Source organism: Tuberibacillus calidus DSM 17572 (assembly GCF_000430685.1).
Lineage (GTDB): Bacteria > Bacillota > Bacilli > Bacillales > Sporolactobacillaceae > Tuberibacillus > Tuberibacillus calidus.
This window is the reverse complement of record NZ_KE387197.1, coordinates 701-22,274: the sequence shown is the minus strand read 5'-3', so window position 1 is coordinate 22,274 and position 21,574 is coordinate 701. Positions and strand designations below refer to the sequence as shown.

Below are 21,574 nucleotides of genomic sequence, written 5' to 3'. Positions count from 1 at the left end.
AAACAGTGAATGATGGCATTTAACTATGTTATCACAAGACATATATAGCGTCAACGAAAATACATAGCAGCTGTCGTCGTAATAACAAAATAGATTCAACCGGCCTTCTTCGCGCAGATGACATAATAGCCTTTACTTTTTTGGACAACAGATACTTCGTCGTAAGTTTCTTGTAGCTTCTTTAAAGCCGAAGGAGCGCCTTGCTTTTTTTGGATGACGACCCAAAGTTCGCCTCCCGGAAGAAGAAACTCCTTTGCTCCTTCTAGTATATTATGGACGACTTTTTTTCCAGCGCGAATCGGAGGGTTTGAGATAATCGCCGCATAATGCCCAGTGACACGGTCATACAAATTGCTTTGGAAGACGTTAGCATCGAGTCCATTGAGGCGCGCATTTTCGGATGCGAGCGCAACCGCCCGTTCATTGATATCGACCATGGTGACTTTTTTGTCAGGGTATAGAGCCTTCATCGAAAGGCCGATCACCCCATAACCGCAGCCCATATCAAGCAACGGCCCTTCAATATTGGGAAATTCAAAGGTTTCGATGAGTAATCGCGTGCCGAAATCGACATTTTCTTTAGAAAAAACCCCGCGGTCGGTCTTGAGGGTTAAAACATGCCCTTTTATCCGGAATTCAATTTCTTTCGGTCGACTGGCTGATTGGGGTTGAGGGCTGTAATAATGGTCGTCCATTCGCAGCCTCCTTTATGAAGTGACACAATTAGAGGAATCCAATTACTAACATAAACAAAACACCGATATTCCATACCGCACGGCGCTTAACAGGCGTGTGAATGAGAAAAAGCCCGCGGTATTGCATGCGGGCTCAATCTTAAGCAGTAAAGACTATTTCAATTCAACAGATGCGCCAATTTCTTCGAGTTTCGCTTTAATTTCTTCAGCTTCTTCTTTGCTTACGCCTTCTTTAATCGGTTTCGGCGCGTTGTCTACGAGGTCTTTTGCTTCTTTCAGGCCAAGACCTGTCAACTCGCGAACAACTTTAATAACTTTAATTTTGGTTGCGCCGGCATCGGCAAGCACAACATCAAATTCCGTTTTTTCTTCAGCTGCAGGAGCAGCGCCGGCACCACCGACAACAGCAACCGGAGCAGCGGCAGTAACGCCAAATTCTTCTTCGATAGCTTTAACCAAGTCATTCAATTCAAGCACAGACATTTCTTTTATCGCACTGATAATTTCTTCTTTTGTCATGGATGAGATCCTCCTTTAATTTATTGATATCCTCTAAAACTTTTAAAGTGAAATGATTAAGCGCCCTGCTCTTCTTTTTGTTCAGCCACTGCTTTGGCCGCCAAAGCAAAGTTGCGAATTGGTGCTTGAAGGACGCTAAGCAGCATAGAAAGCAAACCTTCGCGCGATGGTAGATTGGCAAGGGCCTTAATTTCATCAACGCTCGCGACTTTACCTTCAATAATGCCGGACTTAATTTCAAGCGCCTCATGATCCTTGGCAAAGTCGTGCAACAATTTGGCAGGAGCAACGACATCTTCATTGCTAAAAGCAATCGCCGTTGGTCCGACCAAGACTTCATCAAGATCGGTGTAGCCTGTTTCGGCCGTAGCACGGCGCAACAAGGTGTTTTTGTACACCTTAAATTCAACACCAGCTTCACGCAATTGTTTGCGAAGTTCCGTCACTTCAGCAACATTCAAGCCGCGATAGTCAACAACGATGGTTGAAACACTGGCTTTGAGTTTTTCAACGAGTTCGTTTACAACTTGTTGCTTCTTTTCAATCGCACTGACACTCATGTTTCCACCTCCCGGTTAGGAATGATATGCCCGAGGCGACTAACAAAAATGCCCTCATGTCCGAGACATGAGGGCGATTGTGATCAGATAACCAAATAAATCTCAAGATTTATTCAAAGTTCCGATCGCCTCGGCAGGATATTAAGTGCATCAAGCACACCTGCTGTCTCAGGCATGTTCCTTATATAATAACCATGTTGAATTATATTTTAACTCTTAGACGGTGTCAAGTTCCAGATTTAACTATTTACTTACAGCAACTTTTACTCCGGGACCCATCGTCGAAGAGATAGAAATGTTTTTGATATAGGTACCTTTTGCACCTGGAGGTTTTGCTTTAATGATAGCTTCGATGAACGTCTTAAAGTTTTCAACTAATTTTTCATCATCGAAAGATACTTTGCCGATTGGGGCATGGACGTTTCCATCATTATAGGCACGGTATTCGACTTTACCGGCTTTGATTTCTTTGACGGCTTTAGCAACATCCATGGTTACAGTACCGGTTTTCGGGTTCGGCATTAAGCCTTTCGGACCAAGCACACGACCGAGTTTACCAACTTGTGGCATCATGTCCGGCGTTGCGACGATCACGTCAAAATCAAACCAACCTTGGCTGATTTTATCAATGTATTCTTGGTCGCCGACATAATCAGCACCTGCTGCTTCGGCTTCTTTGGCTTTTTCACCTTTTGCGAGCACAAGCACACGTTGGGTTTTACCTGTTCCGTGCGGCAGAACGACCGCACCACGAACCTGTTGGTCGTTTTTACGCGGGTCAACCCCAAGGCGAACAGCCACATCAACTGATTCATCAAATTTGGCAGATGCCGCTTCTTTTACTAATTTTACGGCTTCTTCAATGTCATAAGCTCGGCTACGGTCGATTTTTTTCGCCGCTTCCAATAAACGTTTTCCTTTCTTAGCCATACGACTAATCCTCCTTCGTGGTTTAACGGTTTACCCTCCCACCTAATGAAACAAAGCAGAAAATTGATTCTGCAAAGAAAAAGCGGCCGTTTAGCCGCTGGAGTAGCCAGCAAAATGTTGGCAATGATTTAGGTGAGGCAAAAACAATGCCCACACCCCAATCCTTTACAACGGTGATTGGGGTGTTTTGTGGATTAATCTTCAATGACGATGCCCGCACCCCAATCACTTGTAAATAGTGTGATTGGTGCGTTTAGCAGATTAATCTTCGATGACAATGCCCATACTACGGGCGGTGCCTTCAACCATGCGCATTGCCGCTTCAACGCTAGCTGCATTTAAATCCGGCATTTTCAGTTCGGCAATTTCACGAACTTTAGCGCGTTTTAACGTTGCGACTTTCTTTTTATTCGGTTCACCAGATCCGGATTCGATGCCGGCTTCTTTTTTCAGAAGAACGGCTGCCGGCGGCGTTTTGGTGATGAAAGTAAACGAACGGTCTTCAAAAACCGTAATTTCTACCGGAATAATCAGCCCGGCTTGGTCGGCTGTTTTTGCATTAAATTCCTTACAAAATCCCATAATGTTAATTCCTGCTTGACCTAATGCAGGACCAACAGGCGGTGCCGGATTAGCTTTACCTGCAGGGATTTGCAATTTTACAACTTTGATGACTTTCTTGGCCATGAGACCCACCTCCTTAGTCTGTGATGCGGTACGGGCTTAATGCCCTCCCACTTTCCCAGGCGTTCGGTAAACCATTATATTAACCGAAATAATCGTTTTTGCATGACAATTACCGTTCGGAACGGTTTCGATCGGCGCTTGCCTTTCGCTACCAGAGGCTTTTGCTTATAACCAAGCGCTACCTCACCGGCTTTTCCGCGTGGCTTGCCACCGATATATAAATTTCAACAGTCAATGCAAACAATTTAAATTATACATTCTGTTTTCAATGAATGCAAGCTGATTTAAACTCTTTCAACTTGGTCAAAATCGAGTTCTACAGGTGTTTCTCGGCCAAACATATTGACATGGACTTTAACTTTACCTTTTTCCTTGTCAATTTCTTCGATGGTTCCGACAAAATCGGCAAACGGCCCTTCTTTCACCCGTACTTGTTCTTTTAATGCGAAATCGACTTCCACTTTTTTATCCTGAATGCCCATTTTCTTCAAAATAGCATCCACTTCTTCGGGTAATAGGGGGGTCGGTTTCGATCCGCCACCGGATGAACCTACGAATCCGGTCACCCCAGGCGTGTTGCGGACAACATACCACGAGTCATCCGTCATAATCATTTCTGCCAAGACATAACCGGGAAATACCTTTTTCATCGCGGTTTTCTTTTGGCCATTTTTAATTTCGGTTTCCTCTTCCATCGGCACTAGGATTCTGAAGATTTTATCCGACATGCCCATGGACTCCACACGTTTCTCCAAATTAGCTTTGACTTTATTTTCATAGCCGGAGTAGGTGTGAACCACATACCAATTTTTCTCCATAAAGCAAATAATCCTTTCCCGAAACTTTTTCCCTAACCCTACAACCTTATTTTGTAATCAAACGCAATAATGCGGAGATCCCTAAATCTATCGCGGCAAAAAAGGCGACCAAAAAAGCCACCGTCACTAATACTGTGATGGTGTAGCTGATCAACTCTTTACGCGTCGGCCATTTGACCCTTTTTAACTCAACGACGACATTTCTAAAAAATTGATTAGATTTCTTCAAGATGCCTGACATGGCCTTTACCCCCAACAAAAACTTTTCCTACTTCGTTTCACGATGAATGGTATGCTCATTACAACGGCTGCAAAACTTTTTGAATTCAAGCCGTTCGGATGAATGGGCTGTGTTTTTCGTTGTTGTATAATTGCGTTGTTGGCAAACTTCACATGCTAAAATGACTTTTTTGCGCATATGAACACCTTTTCTATCATTTATAACCAAAATAACGATATAACGATAACTGGTTTCACTTTATCACAGGCCAATTGGGCTGTCAACGCACGTCAAGTCGCCTTGAACCTATTAAAGATATCCTTACAAACTAAGTTCTTTTATTTCCAAATAACGTTCTAATTTTCGTTTCACTCTTTGTAAAGCGTTGTCGATGGATTTCACGTGGCGTTTTAAATCAGCGGATATTTCCTGATATGTACGCCCATCAAGGTAAAGCATAAGAACCTTTTGTTCTAAATCGCTTAATATTTCTGATATTTTAACTTCAATATCATCATATTTCTCCCTGTTGATTAGCATCTGCTCGGGGTCAGAAACCCGAGAAGTGCTAATGACATCGAGAAGCGTCCGTTCCGATTCTTCATCATAAATAGGCTTGTCCAAAGAAACATAAGAGTTGAGTGGAATATGCTTTTGGCGGGTTGCTGTTTTGACAGCGGTAATCATTTGGCGGGTAATGCACAACTCGGCAAAGGCCTTAAAAGTGGATAGCTTGTCTCCTTTAAAATCACGAATCGCTTTATAAAGGCCGATCATACCTTCTTGTATAATATCTTCGCGATCCGCCCCTATGAGAAAATATGATTTCGCTTTGGCACGTACAAAATTTTTATACTTATGAATCATATATTCGAGGGCTTGAAGGTCACCTTCATGAACACATTTTACAATGTCTTCATCTTCCATGGCGTCAAATTTATTGCTATTCACTTCTAGCTTTATGCTCATACCGATCCCCCCCGACCATAAGCCTTTATAATAATATTATTATACTGGCCAAATTTTTGAATCGTCAACAAATTTATTTCCCGCGCCGCCATTTCTCAAACAACATGATAATTTCCTCATTAAACCGTACAGAAGCTTTCTTTCTGGGGGTATATTTCTCTTCGATTTTTTGCGCGATTTGATTCTCTATCTCTTTCATTTCCCGATAGAGCTCCCTAGCTGACTTGCGCAGGGCACCTTGTGAAAAAACCGTCCATTGTTCGACATAATCCGATGTGGCGACATAGACGGTCGTCTGCACATCTTTAATCTGGGAGACCAATTTTTCAATGCATTCATCAGCGGTTTCTTTCTCTCGAGTGTAGACCACTTCCACATTGCGTTTTCTTTCGCGAGTTTCTGCTCCTGGCACCATATGGGCGTCAAAAATGACAATGACCCGAAAGCCGGTATAGGCTTGATATTCTGCCATATATTCAATTAACCTGTCCCGTGCTGCTTCGAAATCCTGTTCTTTCAACTTTTTTAGATCCGGCCAAGCACCGATGATGTTGTAAGCATCAACGAGGAGTACATTCATGCTTATACCTCATTTGGGTATCGATGACGGTAAACTTCATACATTAATAGCGCGCATGCCACAGAGGCATTTAACGATGTGACTTTGCCTACCATCGGGATGCGAATTAAAAAGTCACATTTCTCTCTCACTAAACGTGACAGACCTTTTCCTTCATTGCCGATCACAAGGCACAGAGGCAAATCCGCTTTCATTTCCCTATAATCAATGGGGGCATCGGCTGCGGTACCCGCAAACCAAATCCCTCTTTTTTTCAACATATCCATCGTTCTTGCAAGATTCGTTTCTCGCACGACAGGCACATATTCAATGGCTCCTGTGGAAGCTTTTGCTACAACCGATGTTAAACCGACAGCGCGGTGCTTCGGAATGATAATCCCATGAACCCCGACCGCATCCGCCGTTCTTAGTATCGAGCCTAAATTATGTGGGTCTTCCAAACCATCCAGCATGATGAAAAACGGCTGCTCGGAGCGGGCTTCGGCACGTTGAAAAAGGTCATCGATGGTGGCATATTTATGGGAAGCAACGCTGGCACAGACTCCCTGGTGACGGGTCGTCCCCGCGATGCGATCCAATTTTTGCTTTGGCACAAACTGTACGGTAATGCGGCGTTCTTTAATGAGTTTCATCACGTTTTCATCTAATAATTGGCTTTCTTTATTAAACCAAATTTTATTCATCTCACGACCGGCCCGTATGGCTTCCGAAACCGGATGACGCCCAACGATAATTTCTTCATTCATCGGCATGATCCTCCTTCCATCTCGATGTCATCGTCGTCATCCTTTCTCCACTGCGGTGATCCGCACTTTCCGTAAACATGCAAATTTTTTCCAGCAATTGATTCAATCGTTCGTATTCTTTTCCCAAATATAAATAACCTATTAAAGCTTCAAGAGCGGTGCTGTACCGATATGTTTGAACATCTGTATTTTTAGGAACGGTCGGTGACTTTGCATTTCGCCCACGACGGACGACGGAGACTTCCTTTTCTGTCAGCTCGTTTTGCTCCATCAGATAAAACAATGAGGCCGCCTGGGCTTTGGCTGAAACATACCGTGTAGCTTGGCGATGCAAAGTATGGGGTTTGACTGCGCCATTTTCTATTAAACGTCGGCGAACAAAAAGATCCATCACCGCATCACCGACAAATGCCAAAGCCAGGCTGTTAACCATATCTGTTACCAAATTTTTTACGTTCATTTTTACAGCCTCTTCCATCTTACGCCTTGGGGTGTGTCTTCCAAAACGATGCCGCGACCTTTCAATTCATCGCGAATCCGGTCAGCCGTCGCAAAATCCTTAACCTTTCGCGCTTCTTCCCGTTGTTCGATCAGCGCTTCGATTTCCCGATCCAAAAGTTCTGCTTGTTTTAATTCCAAACCAAGAACTTGGCCAAATTCATCAAACAATTCGAGGTAGGCTTTAAGTAAGGCTTTTGAAGAATTTTTATCGCGTAAAAGCAGGTTAGCTTCTTTGGCGGCATCAAACATGACCGAAATGGCATTCGCTGTGTTAAAATCATCGTCCATTTCCGCCTTAAAGCGCGCCCTTAACTCCTCAGTTTTTTTCAGCTCTATATCGACTTTCTCACCTTCAAGCAGATCGGCGCTTTTCGACAAGCGGTGTTCCAAATTATTGTAAGTCGTCCGCAGACGGTCAAATGACTGAGCCGCACTTTGAATCAAATCATCGCTAAAGTTAATCGGATGCCGATAGTGCACGGTTTGGATAAAAAAGCGGATGACATTCGGATCGTATTTCTGTATTAAGTCATGCACAAGAATGACATTGCCGATCGACTTCGACATCTTTTCATTGTTAATTTTAATGTACCCGTTATGAAGCCAATAATTAGCCATATGTCGGCCGTGTAAAGCTTCGGATTGGGCAATTTCATTTTCATGATGCGGGAACGTGAGATCTTGCCCGCCCGCATGAATGTCAATTGTTTCCCCCAAATATTTTTCCACCATCGCCGAGCATTCAATATGCCAGCCCGGCCGTCCTTCGCCCCAAGGGCTATCCCACTTGATCTCACCGGGTTTAGCCGCCTTCCAAAGGGTGAAATCCAGTGGGTCTTCCTTATGTTCACCGACTTGAATGCGGGCACCGACCTTTAACTCATCAATCGATTGATGCGAGAGTTTCCCGTACTCTTTAAACTTTCTTGTTCGGAAATAAACATCCCCGCCGGATTCATAGGCATACCCGCGTTCGATGAGTTTTTCTATAAACTTGATGATTTCCGGCATGGTTTCTGTGGCACGCGGATGAACATCGGCTTCGCGAACGCCAAGAGCGCTGACGTCTTCTTTATAAGCCTTTATAAACCTTTCTGCAATTGTTAATACGTCCTCGCCCCGTTCTTTGGAGGCATTGATCAGCCGGTCATCGACATCGGTAAAATTGGAAACATATGTCACATCGTACCCTATATACTCAAGGTATCGGCGCACCGTATCAAAGACGACGGCGGGTCGGGCATTGCCGATATGAATATAGTTATAAACCGTAGGACCGCAGACATACATTTTCACTTTTCCTTCTTCAACTGGCACAAAAACTTCCTTTTCTCTCGACAATGTATTAAAAACCTTCAGCGTCACGCTGTTCACCATCCTTCAACAGATTTATCGTCCTTTTAAGTTCGTTAATTTCCGCCTTCAGTTCTTGAATTTCCGCTTCCATCGCTTGATATTTCTCTTCAACCGGATCAGGTAAATCACGATGATTAAGATCGCGGGGGACCTTCATGCCGTTTTGCCGAACGACTTTCCCCGGTATGCCAACGACCGTCGAATTCGGTGGCACATCATTCAGCACAACCGAACCGGCACCGATTTTTGAATTTTCTCCAATGGTGATGGATCCTAATACTTTGGCACCGGAAGCAATGAGCACATTATTTTTGACGGTCGGATGCCTCTTCCCTTTCTCTTTTCCGGTTCCACCTAAAGTCACGCCTTGATAAATCGTCACATCATCGCCGATTTCACATGTTTCACCGATGACGACACCCATGCCGTGATCAATGAAGAAACGGCGGCCAATTTTGGCTCCTGGATGAATCTCAATCCCAGTAAAAAAGCGGCTGATCTGCGAGATGGCCCGGGCTATAAAGAAAAATCTTTTTTTATAAAACCAATGGGCGATGCGATGGGCCCAAATGGCATGGATGCCGGAATACGTTAAAACAATTTCCAACCAGTGGCGTGCGGCAGGGTCCTGATCAAAAACAACCGCAATATCTTCCCGTAATCGTTTAAACATCAGGGTCACCTCCAAAGTCAAGCTCGTAAAAAAGCGCCTCTATGCATAACGGCACAGAGACGCTTGTCGCGCGGTTCCACTCTATTTGGATTATGACAATCCCACTCTTGATCCTTTTAACGGAGGATGGCCGCCTCTGTCTACTTTGCCGGTTCAACAGAAGGCTCCGGGGTGCATTTCAAAACCGTTTTTCCTAAATCGCTCTCAGCCAAGGCGATTTTCTCTGTAAAGAAAGGGACGGTTTTTACTTCTCCCCATCAACGCTTTGAAAGATTTTTATTGATTATATAATGCACGATTGCTCAGACGGTGACAACCTTTATGCTTGTAATATGCGAATAGCCGCTTCAAGCCGCTTTAAAACTACGGATTTCCCAAGGAGCGCAAGCGATTTCGGTAATTCCGGTCCGTGGGTAACCCCCGTTGCGGCAACGCGGATAGGCATGAACAACTGTTTACCTTTCCGGCCGGTTGCTTTTTGCGTCGCTTTAATTTGCGGCTGAATGTTCTCCGGTTTCCAATCTTCCACTGGTTCAAGATGGTCTTTTAACACGGCTAACACTTCAGGGACGTGTTCTTCTTTTAAAATGGCCATGCCTTCTTCATCGTAATGGATTTCCTCTTTAAAAAAGAGGTCAGTGAGTTCGACAATTTCGGCCCCATATTGCAATTGTTCCTGGTAAAGAGCGATGAGTTCGCGCACCCATTCGCTTTCTTCCGGTGTGAGGTTTTCAGGAAGTTTACCCGCCTTTTTCAAATGCGGGAGGGTAATGTCCACAACGGTCTCAAGGCTGGCTTTCTTAATGTATTGATTGTTCATCCAAGCCAGTTTGACAGGATCAAAAACGGCGGGCGATTTACTTAATCGGTCCGGGTCAAAGATTTCAACCAATTCATCCTTAGTAAACAATTCTTCCTCGCCTTTTGGTGACCAACCTAATAGCGCGATAAAATTTAATAACGCCTCTGGTAAATAACCGAGAGCTTGGTATTGCTCAATAAATTGAATAATGGATTCATCGCGCTTGCTCAATTTTTTGCGGTTTTCCCCAATAATCAGTGTCATATGGCCAAAGGCCGGAGGTTCCCATCCAAATGCTTCATAAAGCATCATTTGCTTCGGCGTATTGGAAATATGTTCTTCTCCGCGGAAGACATGCGAAATACGCATGAGATGGTCATCGATGACGACGGCAAAATTATAGGTCGGAATGCCATTGTTTTTGACAATGACAAAATCACCAATGCCATCGGACTCGAAAGAAATTTGTCCCCTGACAAGGTCATTAAAAGTATAGACTTTGCCTTGAGGTACCTTAAAACGAATGCTAGGTTTTCTACCTTCACTTTCCAATCGTTTTCTATCTTCTTCCGTCAGATGGCGGCAAGTGCCGCTATATTTCGGAGCTTCCCCCCTCGCCAACTGCTCTTCCCGCTCTTTTTGCAATTCTTCCTCTGTACAGTAACACTTAAAGGCAAGGTCTTTTTCCAATAACTGATTGACGTATTCATTATAGATGGCCAAACGGTCGGTTTGCCGGTACGGGCCATATTCGCCGCCGACATCGACGCTTTCATCCCAATCCAACCCCAACCATTTTAGATAGTCTAGTTGGTTCTTCTCTCCGCCCTCGACGTTTCTTTTTACATCGGTATCTTCAATGCGAATGATAAATTGCCCACCAAAATGCCGTGCATACAAGTAATTAAATAAAGCGGTTCGGGCTCCTCCAATATGTAAATGCCCCGTTGGACTCGGTGCATATCGCGTTCTAACTGTTTCCATCTCATTTCACCCTGATTCCATTAATGTCGAACCTATTTTAACACGCTAAATCAGTGTTCTCAATTCATAAGAAAACTTGGCTCTATCAAGTTTTTAGGCACAGCAAGAGGCTTAATATCCCTTATGTTAGCCTAAGAAATGAATAACTTTCTTACCAGTGCAAAAAAGGGGCAAATATCCCCTTATCCTTTTTTGGTTAACAGGCAAACCGCTTGGGCAGCGATCCCCTCCATGCGGCCCGTAAAACCAAGCTTTTCAGTTGTTGTCGCTTTTATATTAATGTTTTCTGATGACGTTTCTAACAGACCGGAGATAATGTCTACCATTTTCGGAATGTATGGTGCCAATTTTGGAGCTTGGGCGATGATGACACAATCAAGATTTCCTAATGCATACCCTTTCTCCTCCACCATCGTCCACACCGCTTTTAAAAGTTTCTTGGAGTCCGCGTCTTTATATTGCGGATCTGTGTCAGGAAAATGGCGCCCGATATCACCAGCAGCAATCGCCCCCAATAAGGCATCACTAATGGCATGCAATAAAACATCGGCATCGGAATGGCCGATTAACCCCCGGTCATAAGGAATGTGCACGCCGCCGATGATAAGCGGGCGATTTTCTGCTAATTGATGAACGTCATAGCCTTGTCCGATTCGCATTCCGATTCCCCTTGTTTTTCAAAATATAGTACTCCGCTAAAGTTAAGTCTTCCGGTGTTGTGATTTTAATATTCCGCTCGTCTCCGTTAACCACGGCGACCTGTTTCCCTATCCATTCCACTAACGCGGCATCATCCGTGGCCACATAGCCCTCTCGATACGCCTTTTCGTGGGCTTCCAAAATAACTGAGAGCCGAAACGCTTGAGGCGTTTGGGCTAGCCAAAGACGGCTTCGGTCAACCGTTTTTTCAATAAAACTCTCGGCTACGCTCTTAACGGTATCTTTTACCGGAACCGCCAAAATAGCGGCACCGACCGCATCAGCGGTTTTGACCAACTCTGAAATCCTCTCCAGCGGCACGAAGGGACGTGCGCCGTCATGAATTAAAACGACACCGTCCCTTTTAATATGCATGAGCCCATGTCGCACGCTGTGTTGACGTTCCTCACCGCCTGCGACAAACTGAATCCTTTTTTTAAATCCTTGGCTACGCACAATTGTTTTGATCCGCTCTTCTTCTTCTTTTTTGACGACGACAATGATTTCATCACACTGGTCGTCTTCCTCAAAAACTTGCAGTGTATGGGCTATCAGAGGCTTTCCAAGAAGCTCGATGAACAACTTGTTATGCCCAGCGCCCATTCGCTTCCCGCTTCCCGCTGCCGGAATGACGACTTCGTATCCCATAGTCTCCTCCGATAATTACAAGGCTTGTTCCAATACTTTCGGCTTCGCAAAGATCATCCGACCCGCGGAAGTTTGCAAAACACTTGTGACCACCACATCGATCGTTTTGCCGATATGCGTGCGGCCATCCTCGACGACGATCATCGTGCCATCATCCAAATAACCGACGCCTTGATTTTGTTCTTTTCCATCTTTAATCACTTGCACTTTCATTTCTTCGCCGGGTAGCACGACCGGTTTGACGGCATTGGCCAAATCATTAATATTTAACACCGAAACGCCTTGTAATTCACATACTTTATTTAAATTAAAGTCATTGGTAACCACGACGCCTCCTACCAGGAGGGCGAGTTTAACTAATTTGCTGTCAACTTCAGAAACCTCATCAAAATCACCTTCATAGATTTCCACTTTGACAGCCAGTTCCTTTTGGATTTTATTTAATATGTCCAAACCCCGCCGCCCGCGGTTGCGTTTTAACACATCGGATGAATCCGCGATATGTTGCAATTCTTCCAGAACAAACCGCGGGATCACTAACGTCCCTTCAAGAAAACCTGTTTGACAAATATCAGCAATTCTTCCGTCAATAATGACGCTCGTATCTAAAATTTTTAATGACGAGCCCCGTTTGATTGACCCGTCTTCATTGTCTTTCCGCTTATCTCTTGTTTTAGAGATCGGGAAAAAGTTTATGAGTTCATCACGCTTTTTGAATCCGATTTGAAAACCGAGATACCCCAAAAACAGATAAAGGAAAATCGTAAAGACCGGAACGACGCTGCTAATGGCGGTTAAAGGAATATTGTTTAGCGGGATTTGTATCAAAAAAGCAACGACAAGTCCGATCACAAGCCCTAATGTTCCGAACAGAACATCGGCAACCGGTGCCTTCACAATTTTTTCTTCAAACACTTTAATGACTTGGACAATGGAGTCTACAAACCAGAGCGTTAAAAAGTAAAAAATAACTGCCCCAATAACCATACCTGTATAAGGCGATTCCAACCATTCTAAACCTTTGCCAAAATTTAATAACATGATGAGTTTCGGAATATAAACGAATCCTAATGTTCCACCTATAATGATGAAGAACAACTGGATGGTCCGTTTCATCATTCTTATCACCTCCCTTAAACAGTATAGACAGAATCTCTATTTTGAAACTCGTGATCATAGAAAATCACATATTTTTTCTATAAAATGAACAAAATATCATTTCCAAAAAAAGACATGTAAAACTATGGATTGTTGCCTCCAACGTAACATAGGTTTCAAATATCTGTCAATGGTATCTTACTCTTAGGTCTTTTCTCTTAAAAGAATGGCCATTCTTGCTAAAAAATAGGTGCGAACCGGTCTTTGTTAAGCGGAACTCACAAAGAACCGGTTACTTACCTTTTTCCTTTATTCATAGACTTTTGGCAAAACGCTCCGCTTTGCTGCGCCGAGGGTGTATTCCATGGCCTCGGCGACGGTTCTCACACCAATGATGGTAATTCCTTCAGGCGCCTTCCATCCGCCAATATTTTGCTCTGGTATAATCGCTCGTTCAAAGCCAAGTTTTTGTGCCTCTAAAACCCTTTGTTCAATGCGGGAGACGCGACGAATTTCCCCTGTGAGGCCGACTTCACCGATGAGTACATCGGTTGGCACAACGGGTTGGTCCCTGAAGCTTGAAGCGACACTGACGGCCACCGCAAGGTCAACAGCCGGTTCATCTAGTCTGACACCGCCGGCAACATTGACATAGGCATCATGATTTTGCATCAAAAGCCCAACGCGTTTTTCCAAAACTGCCATCAACATTGACAGCCGATTTGGATCAATGCCAGTGGCCATTCGCCGTGCATTTGTATAACTCGTTGGTGTGACTAAAGCTTGAATTTCTACGAGCATGGGGCGGGTGCCTTCCATAGACGCGGCCACCGTCGAGCCGCAAGCCCCTTTTGTTCTTTCTTGAAGAAAAATTTCCGATGGATTCGCGACTTCAGTGAGTCCCGATTCCTTCATTTCAAATACACCCATTTCATTCGTGGAACCAAAGCGATTTTTAACCGCCCGTAGAATACGAAACGTATGGTGACGCTCCCCTTCAAAATAAAGAACCGTATCGACCATATGTTCCAAAAGCCGCGGCCCGGCGATGGCACCGTCTTTGGTAACATGGCCGACGATAAAGGTGGCCACTCCTTTTGTTTTTGCAATCCGCATGAGTCTCCCTGTGCATTCGCGGACTTGGGAGACGCTCCCGGGAGCTGACGTCACATCGCTGCTATAGACCGTTTGAATGGAATCCACAACGAGAAAATCAGGTTGGATCTCATCAAGGCGGGTCTCAATTTCAAACATATCGGTCTCCGCCATCACAAAAAGCCGATCGGAATGAATATCCAGTCTTTCCGCACGCATTTTCGTCTGCTTCACAGACTCTTCTCCAGAGACATATAAAACCGTATACCCTGCTTCGGCAAGCTGGTTGGACATTTGTAACAATAAGGTCGACTTCCCGATTCCCGGGTCACCCCCAACCAAGACGAGGGAGCCGGGCACCACCCCGCCGCCGAGCACCCGATTCAATTCGTTGGTTTTTGTCAAAAATCTTTTTTCGCTCGTTTTTTCAATTTGGCTGATGGGAATGGGCTTATTCGGTGTCTTTCCGCTTTTTCTCCTGTCCTGGTCGGCTTTGGTATTAATAATTTCTTCCACCATGGTATTCCATTGACCGCAACCCGGGCATCTTCCCATCCACTTCGCACTTTCGTACCCGCATTCCTGGCAAAAAAAGACGGTTTTTATTTTTGGCATTCCTCGCAACTCCCATTGACAAAGGAAAAAGGCACATGGGTGTCGTTTTTGTCGTCACATTCCTTTATCACTCATGATGGTATTTTCATTTTAACATAGGGAACAATTCACCTAAATGTATCTTTCATGACGTTTTACTTACACTTTTCTTTTCATCAGTAACGACAAATTGGCCGTCTTTGTAATCGACAACAACGGAACTACCTTTCGAAATGTTGCCTTTTAATAGTTCCTCTGATAAGCGATCTTCAACTTTCTTTTGTAGCGCCCTCTTCAGCGGCCGCGCACCATATTCAGGGTCATAACCTTCTTTGGCAATTTGTTTTTTCGCTGCATCCGTCAATGTTAACGTAATGCCTTGGTTTTCCAATCGCTGTTCTAAGTCACTCGCCAAAAGGCCGACGATTTTTTCAATTTGTTCCGTTTTCAATTCATGAAAGACGATAATCTCGTCAATCCGGTTTAAAAACTCCGGACGGAATGTTCGTTTTAATTCATCTAAAACTTTTGTTTTCATTTCGCTATAAGCGCCGCTTTCGCCGCCGACAGTAAAACCAACATGTCTGTTTCTTTTAAGTGTTTCAGCCCCGACATTTGACGTCATGATAATGACCGTATTTCGAAAGTCGACGGTTCTTCCCTTCGAATCTGTCAGACGGCCGTCGTCCAAGACTTGAAGCAAAATATTAAAGACATCGGGATGGGCTTTCTCAATTTCATCCAAAAGGATGACGGAGTAAGGTTTGCGGCGGACTTTCTCTGTCAATTGACCGCCTTCTTCATGCCCGACATAACCGGGAGGCGAACCGACAAGACGGCTAGTTGTATGTTTCTCCATGTATTCCGACATGTCGATGCGGATGATCGCCTCTTCGTCCCCAAACAACGCCTCCGCAACGGCTCTCGCCAATTCGGTTTTACCGACACCTGTTGGGCCAAGGAAAATAAAGGAACCGATCGGTCGCTTTGGATCTTTCAAACCGGCGCGCGCCCGGCGAATGGCTTGAGAAATCGCCTTTACAGCCTCTTCTTGGCCAATGACGCGTTTATGCAATATTTCCTCCATATGAAGGAGCCGTTCGCTTTCTTCTTGCGCCAGTTTGGAAACCGGCACACCCGTCCAGTTAGAAACGACAATCGCAATGTCTTCGGGTGTGACTTCTGTATTTTCTTGGCCTTGTTTTTGTTTCCACTCTTGTTGTGTTTTTTCCAATTCCTCTTTAAGCCTTTGTTCCGTATCCCTTAAAGAAGCAGCTTTTTCAAATTCTTGGCTTTGAACGGCAGCGTCTTTTTCTTTCTTAATTTCTTCTAGCTTTTGTTCCAATTCCTTTAGGTTTGGCGGAGCCGTATAGGAACGTAGACGCACCTTCGAAGCCGCCTCATCGATGAGGTCAATCGCTTTATCTGGCAAAAACCGATCCGATATATAACGGTCGGATAAATTGACAGCAGCTTCAATGGCTTCATCGGTAATTTTGACGCGGTGATGCGCTTCATAGTGATCGCGCAATCCTTTTAAAATTAATACGGATTCTTCCGGACTTGGTTCCTCTACTCTAATTGGTTGAAAGCGCCGTTCCAGAGCGGCATCCTTTTCGATGTATTTCCGATATTCATCAAGCGTCGTAGCCCCGATGCATTGCAATTCCCCACGAGCGAGGGACGGCTTCAGGATGTTGGAAGCATCAATCGCTCCTTCTGCGCCACCTGCCCCAATTAAAGTATGCAGCTCATCAATAAATAAGATGATATTACCGGCTTGGCGGATTTCATCCATCACTTTTTTCAATCGATCCTCGAACTCGCCGCGGTATTTGGTACCAGCGACGACTGTTCCCATATCTAACGTCATGACGCGTTTATCCCTCAAGATTTCGGGCACTTCATTATTAACGATTTGCTGGGCAAGCCCTTCGGCGATGGCCGTTTTCCCAACGCCCGGCTCCCCGATGAGGACCGGATTGTTTTTCGTCCTTCGGCTGAGCACTTCGATGACGCGCTCAATTTCTTTGCTTCGGCCGATCACCGGATCTAACCCGCCTTCCCGCGCTTGTGCCGTTAAATCCCGTGCCAAACTGTCAAGGGTCGGTGTATTGGCACTGCCAGCCCGGCCTTGTTGTCCGGCTGCTGCTTCGTGGCTGCCAAGAAGTTGTAAAACTTGCTGACGCGCCTTGTTCAGGCTGACACCAAGATTATTTAAAACGCGCGCCGCGACCCCTTCACCTTCACGAATCAAACCTAGTAATATATGTTCAGTTCCGACATAGGAATGACCGATTTTCCTGGCTTCATCCATGGACAGTTCAATAACTTTTTTGGCGCGCGGTGTATAGTGAGGCGGTTGGTCAATGTCGCTTCCGCGTCCGATAAGGGCCTCCACTTCTCTTTGAATTTTTTCTGGATTTAAATTCAACGCCTTGAGAGCTTTAGCGGCAATGCCTTCCCCTTCACGTACTAAGCCAAGTAAAATATGTTCCGTACCAACATTGTTATGACCAAGACGTACCGCTTCCTCCTGCGCAAGTGCCAAAACCTTTTGGGCTCTCTCTGTAAAACGGCCAAACATCATAGACGGTCACCCTCCTTATTGGTTTTCTTCCATTTGAATTCTTTCTCTTATCAATATTGCCCGCCGGACATCCCTTTCATCCGGTTCCAAAGCCTCTTTAAAATAGTGTTGGAGAAACCCGGGCTGTGTAATAATCATCAATTCATTAAGTATGTTCCGGGAAACGCCTTTAATTAATCCAAGATCGATGCCAAGGCGGACATCTGATAAGCATTTGGCGGCTTCTTTGGAGTGAATCACCCGGCTGTATTTCAAAACACCATAAGACCGATATACCCGATCTTCCAATTGAATTTTAGAGTAACTCAGCAAATCCCGACGCGCCGCTTTTTCTTGTTGAATCAGTTGCATCACGACGCCTCTTAAATCTTCAACGATATCTTCTTCGGATTTGCCAAGAGTGATTTGATTAGAGATTTGAAAAACATTTCCTAATGCTTCGCTTCCTTCCCCGTAGATGCCCCTTACCACCAGTCCAAATTGGTTAATAGCCGGAGCAATCCGATTCATCCTCTGGGTAATCATTAATGCCGGCAAATGGACCATAACGGAGGCACGGAGACCCGTGCCGACATTTGTCGGACAACTGGTTAAATACCCTCTTTGTTCATCAAACGCGAAATTAAACATTTCCTCTAGCCAATCATCTACCCCACTGGCTAAAGTCAATGCTTCATTCAACTGGAAACCGGGGAATAAACATTGAATGCGCAGGTGGTCTTCCTCATTAATCATAATGCTAATGGATTCCGTTTCGTTGATTAAAGCGGCGCTATAATTAGAGTCCTCAGCAAGGTTCGGGCTAATTAAATGCTTCTCAACGAGTACCCTTTTTTCAATAGGTTTAAGGCGACTCATTTCCACCCATTCGAATTTTCCGAGTCCGTGATAGCTCGCTCCATTGAGGTGGTCTTTAATATACTCCATCGCTTTTTTCGCTTGATCTACCGTCGCCATGATGGGGAAAGCATAATCATCAAGGTTACGGGCCAACCGAATACGGCTGCTGAGAACAATATCGCCATCTGGTCCGTCCCCTTGCATCCATGGGCTTACGGCTTGGTCGATAAATTGCCTTAGACTCATAATTCGTTCCCACCTTTTTCTAAAGCGCGAATTTGATCCCTAATCACCGCTGCCTTCTCAAACTCTTCACGCTCAATCAAATATTGCAGTTCTTCTTTGAGCGATTGGATTTTTCGTTTAGTGCTGATGTTTTTCCCGGTCCGTTTCGGGATTTTACCGGTATGAACGGTGTTGCCGGCATGGACCTTTCGTAAAATCGGATCCAATAGGTGGTTAAAAGCGCGGTAGCATTGGGCACAACCAAACTTCCCTATTTTGGCAAATTCACTGTACGTCAACCCACATTTAGGGCATTGCACATCCCCGCTAAAAGGATCGTTTTCCCTTTGACCGGTTAATTGTTCAAAGTTCAAAAATCCCGATAACAGATTGTGTATGGAAAACGCATTAGATCCTGCCATCACTTCGCCTTTTTCTTTGGCACATCTTTCGCAAAGATGAACCTCCATTTTTTTGCCGTTGACGATTTTCGTAAAGTGGAGCGTCGCCGGCCTCATATGACATTCTTGACATTCCATTTGGATGATCTCCCTTCGGATCCATCTTCTCATCACTTACATTTTATATTTCAAAGCTTCAAGCATTGACTTTAAGATATTGGCTCTGACAACATCTCTTAACGGTATGCTTAAATCCAATACAGAGCGATCAATGGCACTTAACATTAATTTTGCTTCACGCTCGTTGATCAGATCTTCCTCAAACAGTCTAGTTATCATAGCATATGATTTGGACTGCGTGATGCGATCCCCGATCAACTGAATCATATAATCGATTAATTCCGCATTATTATTCGGGCTCACTTTAATAATCCGTATATAACCACCGCCACCGCGTTTGCTTTCGACGATATACCCTTGTTCCATAGAAAAGCGAGTGTTCAACACGTAATTGATTTGTGAGGGGACACATTGAAAAAGTTCGGCGAGTTCACTGCGTTTAATTTCGACCTCGCTTTGATGATTAAAGAACTTTTTAATGTAGGCTTCAATAATATCTGAAATGTTCGCCACCGATGTCACCCCCTTTTGACTTTGACTATCTTTGACAATAATTATATATGATTTTCTCCTAAAATGGAAACGAACAAAACCGTCTATTTATTCCCGTGTATAAACCTTATAGATCCCCGACATTTTCGATAAATCGTCATAGATGGCGGGTAAATCGATATTTTTAGGAAAATGTACGACAAAACTGTATTTGACCAGTTTGTCATCCGAATCGGGCATATTTTCGACGTCCATTTTCAAAATCGATATCCCGCGCTTTTCCAAAATACCGACGAGTGACGTCGCAGATATATTGTTGTTGCTCACAATAAGGTATAATGTCTCAGATTGAGTGGTCTTTAATATATAGTGTTCCCACTTATTAAGAAAAATTAAACTGGAAATCACGATGATCGTTGTAAAAACCGCAACAAAATACATGCCACTACCTACGACAAGACCAATTCCAGAAACAACCCAAATCGATGCAGCTGTCGTCAATCCTCTGACCGTGATGCCGTGAACCATAATCGTCCCTGCACCAAGAAAACCAATCCCACTGATGACGTAAGAAGGTAGCCGCGATGGGTCGTACCGAATATTAGGGTCAGAAGACAGAAAATCATTAAATCCAAATAACGACAAGACCATAAGCATACAAGCTCCCACGCCAACTAAAAGGTGGGTGCGGAAGCCCGCGGGATGGCGTTTTACTTCTCTTTCCAAGCCAATTAACCCGCTTAAAACCGCGGCCGTAATTAACCTGATGGTAATCGTAGTCATATCATGATTAATCCAACTAAAATGCATTACGGCCACCTCCGAATAAATATTCATATTTGTTATTCTAATTTTTTATTATATGATATTAACATAAAAATCATCACAAAACGAAGGAATATAAAAATCCCACTTTCGTCATTGCGAAAATGGGATTTTAAATTTAACTAGTTTAGTTATATGGTATTAATTGATTTTCAATTCAATGGAGCGGAAGACGGGACTCGAACCCGCGACCCCCACCTTGGCAAGGTGGTGTTCTACCACTGAACTACTTCCGCAAACAAAAAAACAGGTTCATGATCCCTGTTTAAAAAATATGGTGGAGCCTAGCGGGATCGAACCGCTGACCCCCTGCTTGCAAAGCAGGTGCTCTCCCAGCTGAGCTAAGGCCCCATAATGGTCGGGAAGACAGGATTTGAACCTGCGACCCCCTGGTCCCAAACCAGGTGCTCTACCAAGCTGAGCCACTTCCCGTTTGCGTTAATTTTTTGTATGTGACGCAATGCATGGCCCGCATTTTTTTTTAAAATGGCGCGCCCTAGAGGATTCGAACCCCTAACCTTCTGATCCGTAGTCAGACGATCTATCCAGTTGATCTAAGGGCGCAAAGCTTTGCAATGGAGCGGAAGACGGGACTCGAACCCGCGACCCCCACCTTGGCAAGGTGGTGTTCTACCACTGAACTACTTCCGCACACCCAATGCGGGTAGAGGGACTTGAACCCCCACGTCAAAGACACTAGATCCTAAGTCTAGCGCGTCTGCCAATTCCGCCATACCCGCGCAACACTTAAGATGATAAAAATGGTGAGCCATGAAGGACTCGAACCTTCGACCCTCTGATTAAAAGTCAGATGCTCTACCGACTGAGCTAATGGCTCGTGCTTAATTATTATGTGCACTCGCTTGTTAATTGAACGAAGCTTACTCAGAGATTCGGAACACTGATT

General features: G+C 44.5%; 24 protein-coding genes, 7 tRNA genes and 2 other annotated features. All 31 genes read right to left on the bottom strand.

Annotated elements, in window-relative coordinates; translation table 11 throughout:
- Positions 1 to 95: 95 nt before the first annotated feature.
- The 31 genes from H532_RS0116795 to H532_RS0116635 all read right to left on the bottom strand — a co-directional run bounded on the left by H532_RS0116795 (position 96) and on the right by H532_RS0116635 (position 21,505).
- Positions 96 to 695 carry a class I SAM-dependent methyltransferase gene (locus H532_RS0116795; RefSeq protein ID WP_027726421.1) on the bottom strand — a complete coding sequence of 200 codons (600 nt, stop codon included), beginning with the start codon at positions 693 to 695 and terminating at the stop codon, positions 96 to 98.
- A 153-nt stretch (positions 696 to 848) separates the two neighbouring features.
- A complete protein-coding gene (rplL, locus tag H532_RS0116790) occupies positions 849 to 1,214 on the bottom strand; it encodes a 50S ribosomal protein L7/L12 (protein WP_027726420.1) in 366 nt (121 codons plus the stop codon).
- Positions 1,215 to 1,270: 56 nt separating this feature from the next.
- Positions 1,271 to 1,774: a 50S ribosomal protein L10 gene (gene rplJ / locus H532_RS0116785; protein ID WP_027726419.1), complete on the bottom strand. Its 504-nt coding sequence runs from the start codon at positions 1,772 to 1,774 to the stop codon at positions 1,271 to 1,273.
- Between the two features lie 35 nt (positions 1,775 to 1,809).
- Positions 1,810 to 1,965: a sequence feature (ribosomal protein L10 leader region), on the bottom strand.
- A 52-nt stretch (positions 1,966 to 2,017) separates the two neighbouring features.
- Entirely contained in the window at positions 2,018 to 2,704 is a 687-nt protein-coding gene (gene rplA / locus H532_RS0116780) for a 50S ribosomal protein L1 (protein WP_027726418.1), read from the bottom strand.
- A 261-nt stretch (positions 2,705 to 2,965) separates the two neighbouring features.
- Positions 2,966 to 3,391 carry a 50S ribosomal protein L11 gene (rplK, locus tag H532_RS0116775; protein ID WP_027726417.1) on the bottom strand — a complete coding sequence of 142 codons (426 nt, stop codon included), beginning with the start codon at positions 3,389 to 3,391 and terminating at the stop codon, positions 2,966 to 2,968.
- Positions 3,392 to 3,675: 284 nt separating this feature from the next.
- Complete coding sequence (gene nusG / locus H532_RS0116770) at positions 3,676 to 4,209, bottom strand: transcription termination/antitermination protein NusG (protein WP_027726416.1); 534 nt, start codon at positions 4,207 to 4,209, stop codon at positions 3,676 to 3,678.
- 46 nt (positions 4,210 to 4,255) lie between these two features.
- Positions 4,256 to 4,450 (bottom strand): preprotein translocase subunit SecE, encoded by a 195-nt coding sequence (gene secE / locus H532_RS0116765; protein WP_038112835.1) that lies wholly within the window; start codon positions 4,448 to 4,450, stop codon positions 4,256 to 4,258.
- A gap of 27 nt (positions 4,451 to 4,477) precedes the next feature.
- The gene (gene rpmG, locus H532_RS0116760; protein WP_027726414.1) at positions 4,478 to 4,627 is read right to left on the bottom strand and encodes a 50S ribosomal protein L33; all 150 of its coding nucleotides are present in this window, start codon (positions 4,625 to 4,627) and stop codon (positions 4,478 to 4,480) included.
- 123 nt (positions 4,628 to 4,750) lie between these two features.
- Positions 4,751 to 5,398: an RNA polymerase sporulation sigma factor SigH gene (sigH, locus tag H532_RS0116755; RefSeq protein ID WP_027726413.1), complete on the bottom strand. Its 648-nt coding sequence runs from the start codon at positions 5,396 to 5,398 to the stop codon at positions 4,751 to 4,753.
- 73 nt (positions 5,399 to 5,471) lie between these two features.
- Positions 5,472 to 5,978 carry an NYN domain-containing protein gene (locus tag H532_RS0116750; RefSeq protein WP_027726412.1) on the bottom strand — a complete coding sequence of 169 codons (507 nt, stop codon included), beginning with the start codon at positions 5,976 to 5,978 and terminating at the stop codon, positions 5,472 to 5,474.
- A 2-nt stretch (positions 5,979 to 5,980) separates the two neighbouring features.
- Positions 5,981 to 6,724 (bottom strand): 23S rRNA (guanosine(2251)-2'-O)-methyltransferase RlmB, encoded by a 744-nt coding sequence (gene rlmB, locus H532_RS0116745; protein WP_027726411.1) that lies wholly within the window; start codon positions 6,722 to 6,724, stop codon positions 5,981 to 5,983.
- Positions 6,717 to 7,184 carry a Mini-ribonuclease 3 gene (locus H532_RS19270; protein WP_051263398.1) on the bottom strand — a complete coding sequence of 156 codons (468 nt, stop codon included), beginning with the start codon at positions 7,182 to 7,184 and terminating at the stop codon, positions 6,717 to 6,719. Before H532_RS19270 ends, rlmB begins: the two co-directional genes overlap by 8 nt.
- A gap of 2 nt (positions 7,185 to 7,186) precedes the next feature.
- Positions 7,187 to 8,590: a cysteine--tRNA ligase gene (gene cysS / locus H532_RS0116735; RefSeq protein WP_027726410.1), complete on the bottom strand. Its 1,404-nt coding sequence runs from the start codon at positions 8,588 to 8,590 to the stop codon at positions 7,187 to 7,189.
- Complete coding sequence (cysE, locus tag H532_RS19265) at positions 8,571 to 9,254, bottom strand: serine O-acetyltransferase (protein ID WP_038112834.1); 684 nt, start codon at positions 9,252 to 9,254, stop codon at positions 8,571 to 8,573. Before cysE ends, cysS begins: the two co-directional genes overlap by 20 nt.
- 52 nt (positions 9,255 to 9,306) lie before the next feature.
- Positions 9,307 to 9,524: a binding site (T-box leader), on the bottom strand.
- 49 nt (positions 9,525 to 9,573) lie between these two features.
- Positions 9,574 to 11,040, bottom strand: coding sequence for a glutamate--tRNA ligase (gene gltX / locus H532_RS0116720; RefSeq protein ID WP_027726409.1), 1,467 nt, complete (start codon positions 11,038 to 11,040; stop codon positions 9,574 to 9,576).
- A gap of 182 nt (positions 11,041 to 11,222) precedes the next feature.
- Positions 11,223 to 11,699, bottom strand: coding sequence for a 2-C-methyl-D-erythritol 2,4-cyclodiphosphate synthase (gene ispF, locus H532_RS0116715; RefSeq protein ID WP_027726408.1), 477 nt, complete (start codon positions 11,697 to 11,699; stop codon positions 11,223 to 11,225).
- Positions 11,677 to 12,387: a 2-C-methyl-D-erythritol 4-phosphate cytidylyltransferase gene (gene ispD, locus H532_RS0116710; RefSeq protein WP_027726407.1), complete on the bottom strand. Its 711-nt coding sequence runs from the start codon at positions 12,385 to 12,387 to the stop codon at positions 11,677 to 11,679. Before ispD ends, ispF begins: the two co-directional genes overlap by 23 nt.
- A gap of 15 nt (positions 12,388 to 12,402) precedes the next feature.
- Positions 12,403 to 13,506 carry a PIN/TRAM domain-containing protein gene (locus tag H532_RS0116705; RefSeq protein ID WP_027726406.1) on the bottom strand — a complete coding sequence of 368 codons (1,104 nt, stop codon included), beginning with the start codon at positions 13,504 to 13,506 and terminating at the stop codon, positions 12,403 to 12,405.
- 288 nt (positions 13,507 to 13,794) lie between these two features.
- Complete coding sequence (radA, locus tag H532_RS0116700; RefSeq protein WP_027726405.1) at positions 13,795 to 15,195, bottom strand: DNA repair protein RadA; 1,401 nt, start codon at positions 15,193 to 15,195, stop codon at positions 13,795 to 13,797.
- Between the two features lie 124 nt (positions 15,196 to 15,319).
- Entirely contained in the window at positions 15,320 to 17,764 is a 2,445-nt protein-coding gene (gene clpC / locus H532_RS0116695; protein WP_027726404.1) for an ATP-dependent protease ATP-binding subunit ClpC, read from the bottom strand.
- Positions 17,765 to 17,779: 15 nt separating this feature from the next.
- Positions 17,780 to 18,850 (bottom strand): protein-arginine kinase McsB, encoded by a 1,071-nt coding sequence (gene mcsB / locus H532_RS0116690; protein ID WP_027726403.1) that lies wholly within the window; start codon positions 18,848 to 18,850, stop codon positions 17,780 to 17,782.
- Positions 18,847 to 19,368: a protein-arginine kinase activator protein McsA gene (mcsA, locus tag H532_RS0116685; protein ID WP_027726402.1), complete on the bottom strand. Its 522-nt coding sequence runs from the start codon at positions 19,366 to 19,368 to the stop codon at positions 18,847 to 18,849. The genes mcsB and mcsA overlap by 4 nt, the downstream gene beginning before the upstream one ends.
- A gap of 36 nt (positions 19,369 to 19,404) precedes the next feature.
- Positions 19,405 to 19,863: a CtsR family transcriptional regulator gene (locus H532_RS0116680; RefSeq protein WP_027726401.1), complete on the bottom strand. Its 459-nt coding sequence runs from the start codon at positions 19,861 to 19,863 to the stop codon at positions 19,405 to 19,407.
- An 87-nt stretch (positions 19,864 to 19,950) separates the two neighbouring features.
- Entirely contained in the window at positions 19,951 to 20,652 is a 702-nt protein-coding gene (locus H532_RS0116675; protein WP_027726400.1) for an MgtC/SapB family protein, read from the bottom strand.
- A 176-nt stretch (positions 20,653 to 20,828) separates the two neighbouring features.
- Positions 20,829 to 20,903, bottom strand: a tRNA-Gly gene (locus tag H532_RS0116670).
- Positions 20,904 to 20,942: 39 nt separating this feature from the next.
- A tRNA-Ala gene (locus H532_RS0116665) sits at positions 20,943 to 21,018 on the bottom strand.
- A gap of 4 nt (positions 21,019 to 21,022) precedes the next feature.
- Positions 21,023 to 21,099 (bottom strand) — tRNA-Pro (locus H532_RS0116660).
- A 55-nt stretch (positions 21,100 to 21,154) separates the two neighbouring features.
- Positions 21,155 to 21,231 (bottom strand) — tRNA-Arg (locus H532_RS0116650).
- Positions 21,232 to 21,243: 12 nt separating this feature from the next.
- Positions 21,244 to 21,318: transfer RNA gene (locus H532_RS0116645), tRNA-Gly, on the bottom strand.
- Positions 21,319 to 21,326: 8 nt separating this feature from the next.
- Positions 21,327 to 21,407: transfer RNA gene (locus H532_RS0116640), tRNA-Leu, on the bottom strand.
- A gap of 22 nt (positions 21,408 to 21,429) precedes the next feature.
- A tRNA-Lys gene (locus H532_RS0116635) sits at positions 21,430 to 21,505 on the bottom strand.
- Positions 21,506 to 21,574 lie beyond the last annotated feature (69 nt).

Bases quoted from the DNA above. Each gene is read 5' to 3' on its own strand.
- H532_RS0116795 (WP_027726421.1), bottom strand. From the start codon at position 695: ATGGACGACCATTATTACAGCCCTCAACCCCAATCAGCCAGTCGACCG.
- rplL (WP_027726420.1), bottom strand. From the start codon at position 1,214: ATGACAAAAGAAGAAATTATCAGTGCGATAAAAGAAATGTCTGTGCTT.
- rplJ (WP_027726419.1), bottom strand. From the start codon at position 1,774: ATGAGTGTCAGTGCGATTGAAAAGAAGCAACAAGTTGTAAACGAACTC.
- rplA (WP_027726418.1), bottom strand. From the start codon at position 2,704: ATGGCTAAGAAAGGAAAACGTTTATTGGAAGCGGCGAAAAAAATCGAC.
- rplK (WP_027726417.1), bottom strand. From the start codon at position 3,391: ATGGCCAAGAAAGTCATCAAAGTTGTAAAATTGCAAATCCCTGCAGGT.
- nusG (WP_027726416.1), bottom strand. From the start codon at position 4,209: ATGGAGAAAAATTGGTATGTGGTTCACACCTACTCCGGCTATGAAAAT.
- secE (WP_038112835.1), bottom strand. From the start codon at position 4,450: ATGTCAGGCATCTTGAAGAAATCTAATCAATTTTTTAGAAATGTCGTC.
- rpmG (WP_027726414.1), bottom strand. From the start codon at position 4,627: ATGCGCAAAAAAGTCATTTTAGCATGTGAAGTTTGCCAACAACGCAAT.
- sigH (WP_027726413.1), bottom strand. From the start codon at position 5,398: ATGAGCATAAAGCTAGAAGTGAATAGCAATAAATTTGACGCCATGGAA.
- H532_RS0116750 (WP_027726412.1), bottom strand. From the start codon at position 5,978: ATGAATGTACTCCTCGTTGATGCTTACAACATCATCGGTGCTTGGCCG.
- rlmB (WP_027726411.1), bottom strand. From the start codon at position 6,724: ATGAATGAAGAAATTATCGTTGGGCGTCATCCGGTTTCGGAAGCCATA.
- H532_RS19270 (WP_051263398.1), bottom strand. From the start codon at position 7,184: ATGAACGTAAAAAATTTGGTAACAGATATGGTTAACAGCCTGGCTTTG.
- cysE (WP_038112834.1), bottom strand. From the start codon at position 9,254: ATGTTTAAACGATTACGGGAAGATATTGCGGTTGTTTTTGATCAGGAC.
- gltX (WP_027726409.1), bottom strand. From the start codon at position 11,040: ATGGAAACAGTTAGAACGCGATATGCACCGAGTCCAACGGGGCATTTA.
- ispF (WP_027726408.1), bottom strand. From the start codon at position 11,699: ATGCGAATCGGACAAGGCTATGACGTTCATCAATTAGCAGAAAATCGC.
- ispD (WP_027726407.1), bottom strand. From the start codon at position 12,387: ATGGGATACGAAGTCGTCATTCCGGCAGCGGGAAGCGGGAAGCGAATG.
- H532_RS0116705 (WP_027726406.1), bottom strand. From the start codon at position 13,506: ATGATGAAACGGACCATCCAGTTGTTCTTCATCATTATAGGTGGAACA.
- radA (WP_027726405.1), bottom strand. From the start codon at position 15,195: ATGCCAAAAATAAAAACCGTCTTTTTTTGCCAGGAATGCGGGTACGAA.
- clpC (WP_027726404.1), bottom strand. From the start codon at position 17,764: ATGATGTTTGGCCGTTTTACAGAGAGAGCCCAAAAGGTTTTGGCACTT.
- mcsB (WP_027726403.1), bottom strand. From the start codon at position 18,850: ATGAGTCTAAGGCAATTTATCGACCAAGCCGTAAGCCCATGGATGCAA.
- mcsA (WP_027726402.1), bottom strand. From the start codon at position 19,368: ATGGAATGTCAAGAATGTCATATGAGGCCGGCGACGCTCCACTTTACG.
- H532_RS0116675 (WP_027726400.1), bottom strand. From the start codon at position 20,652: ATGCATTTTAGTTGGATTAATCATGATATGACTACGATTACCATCAGG.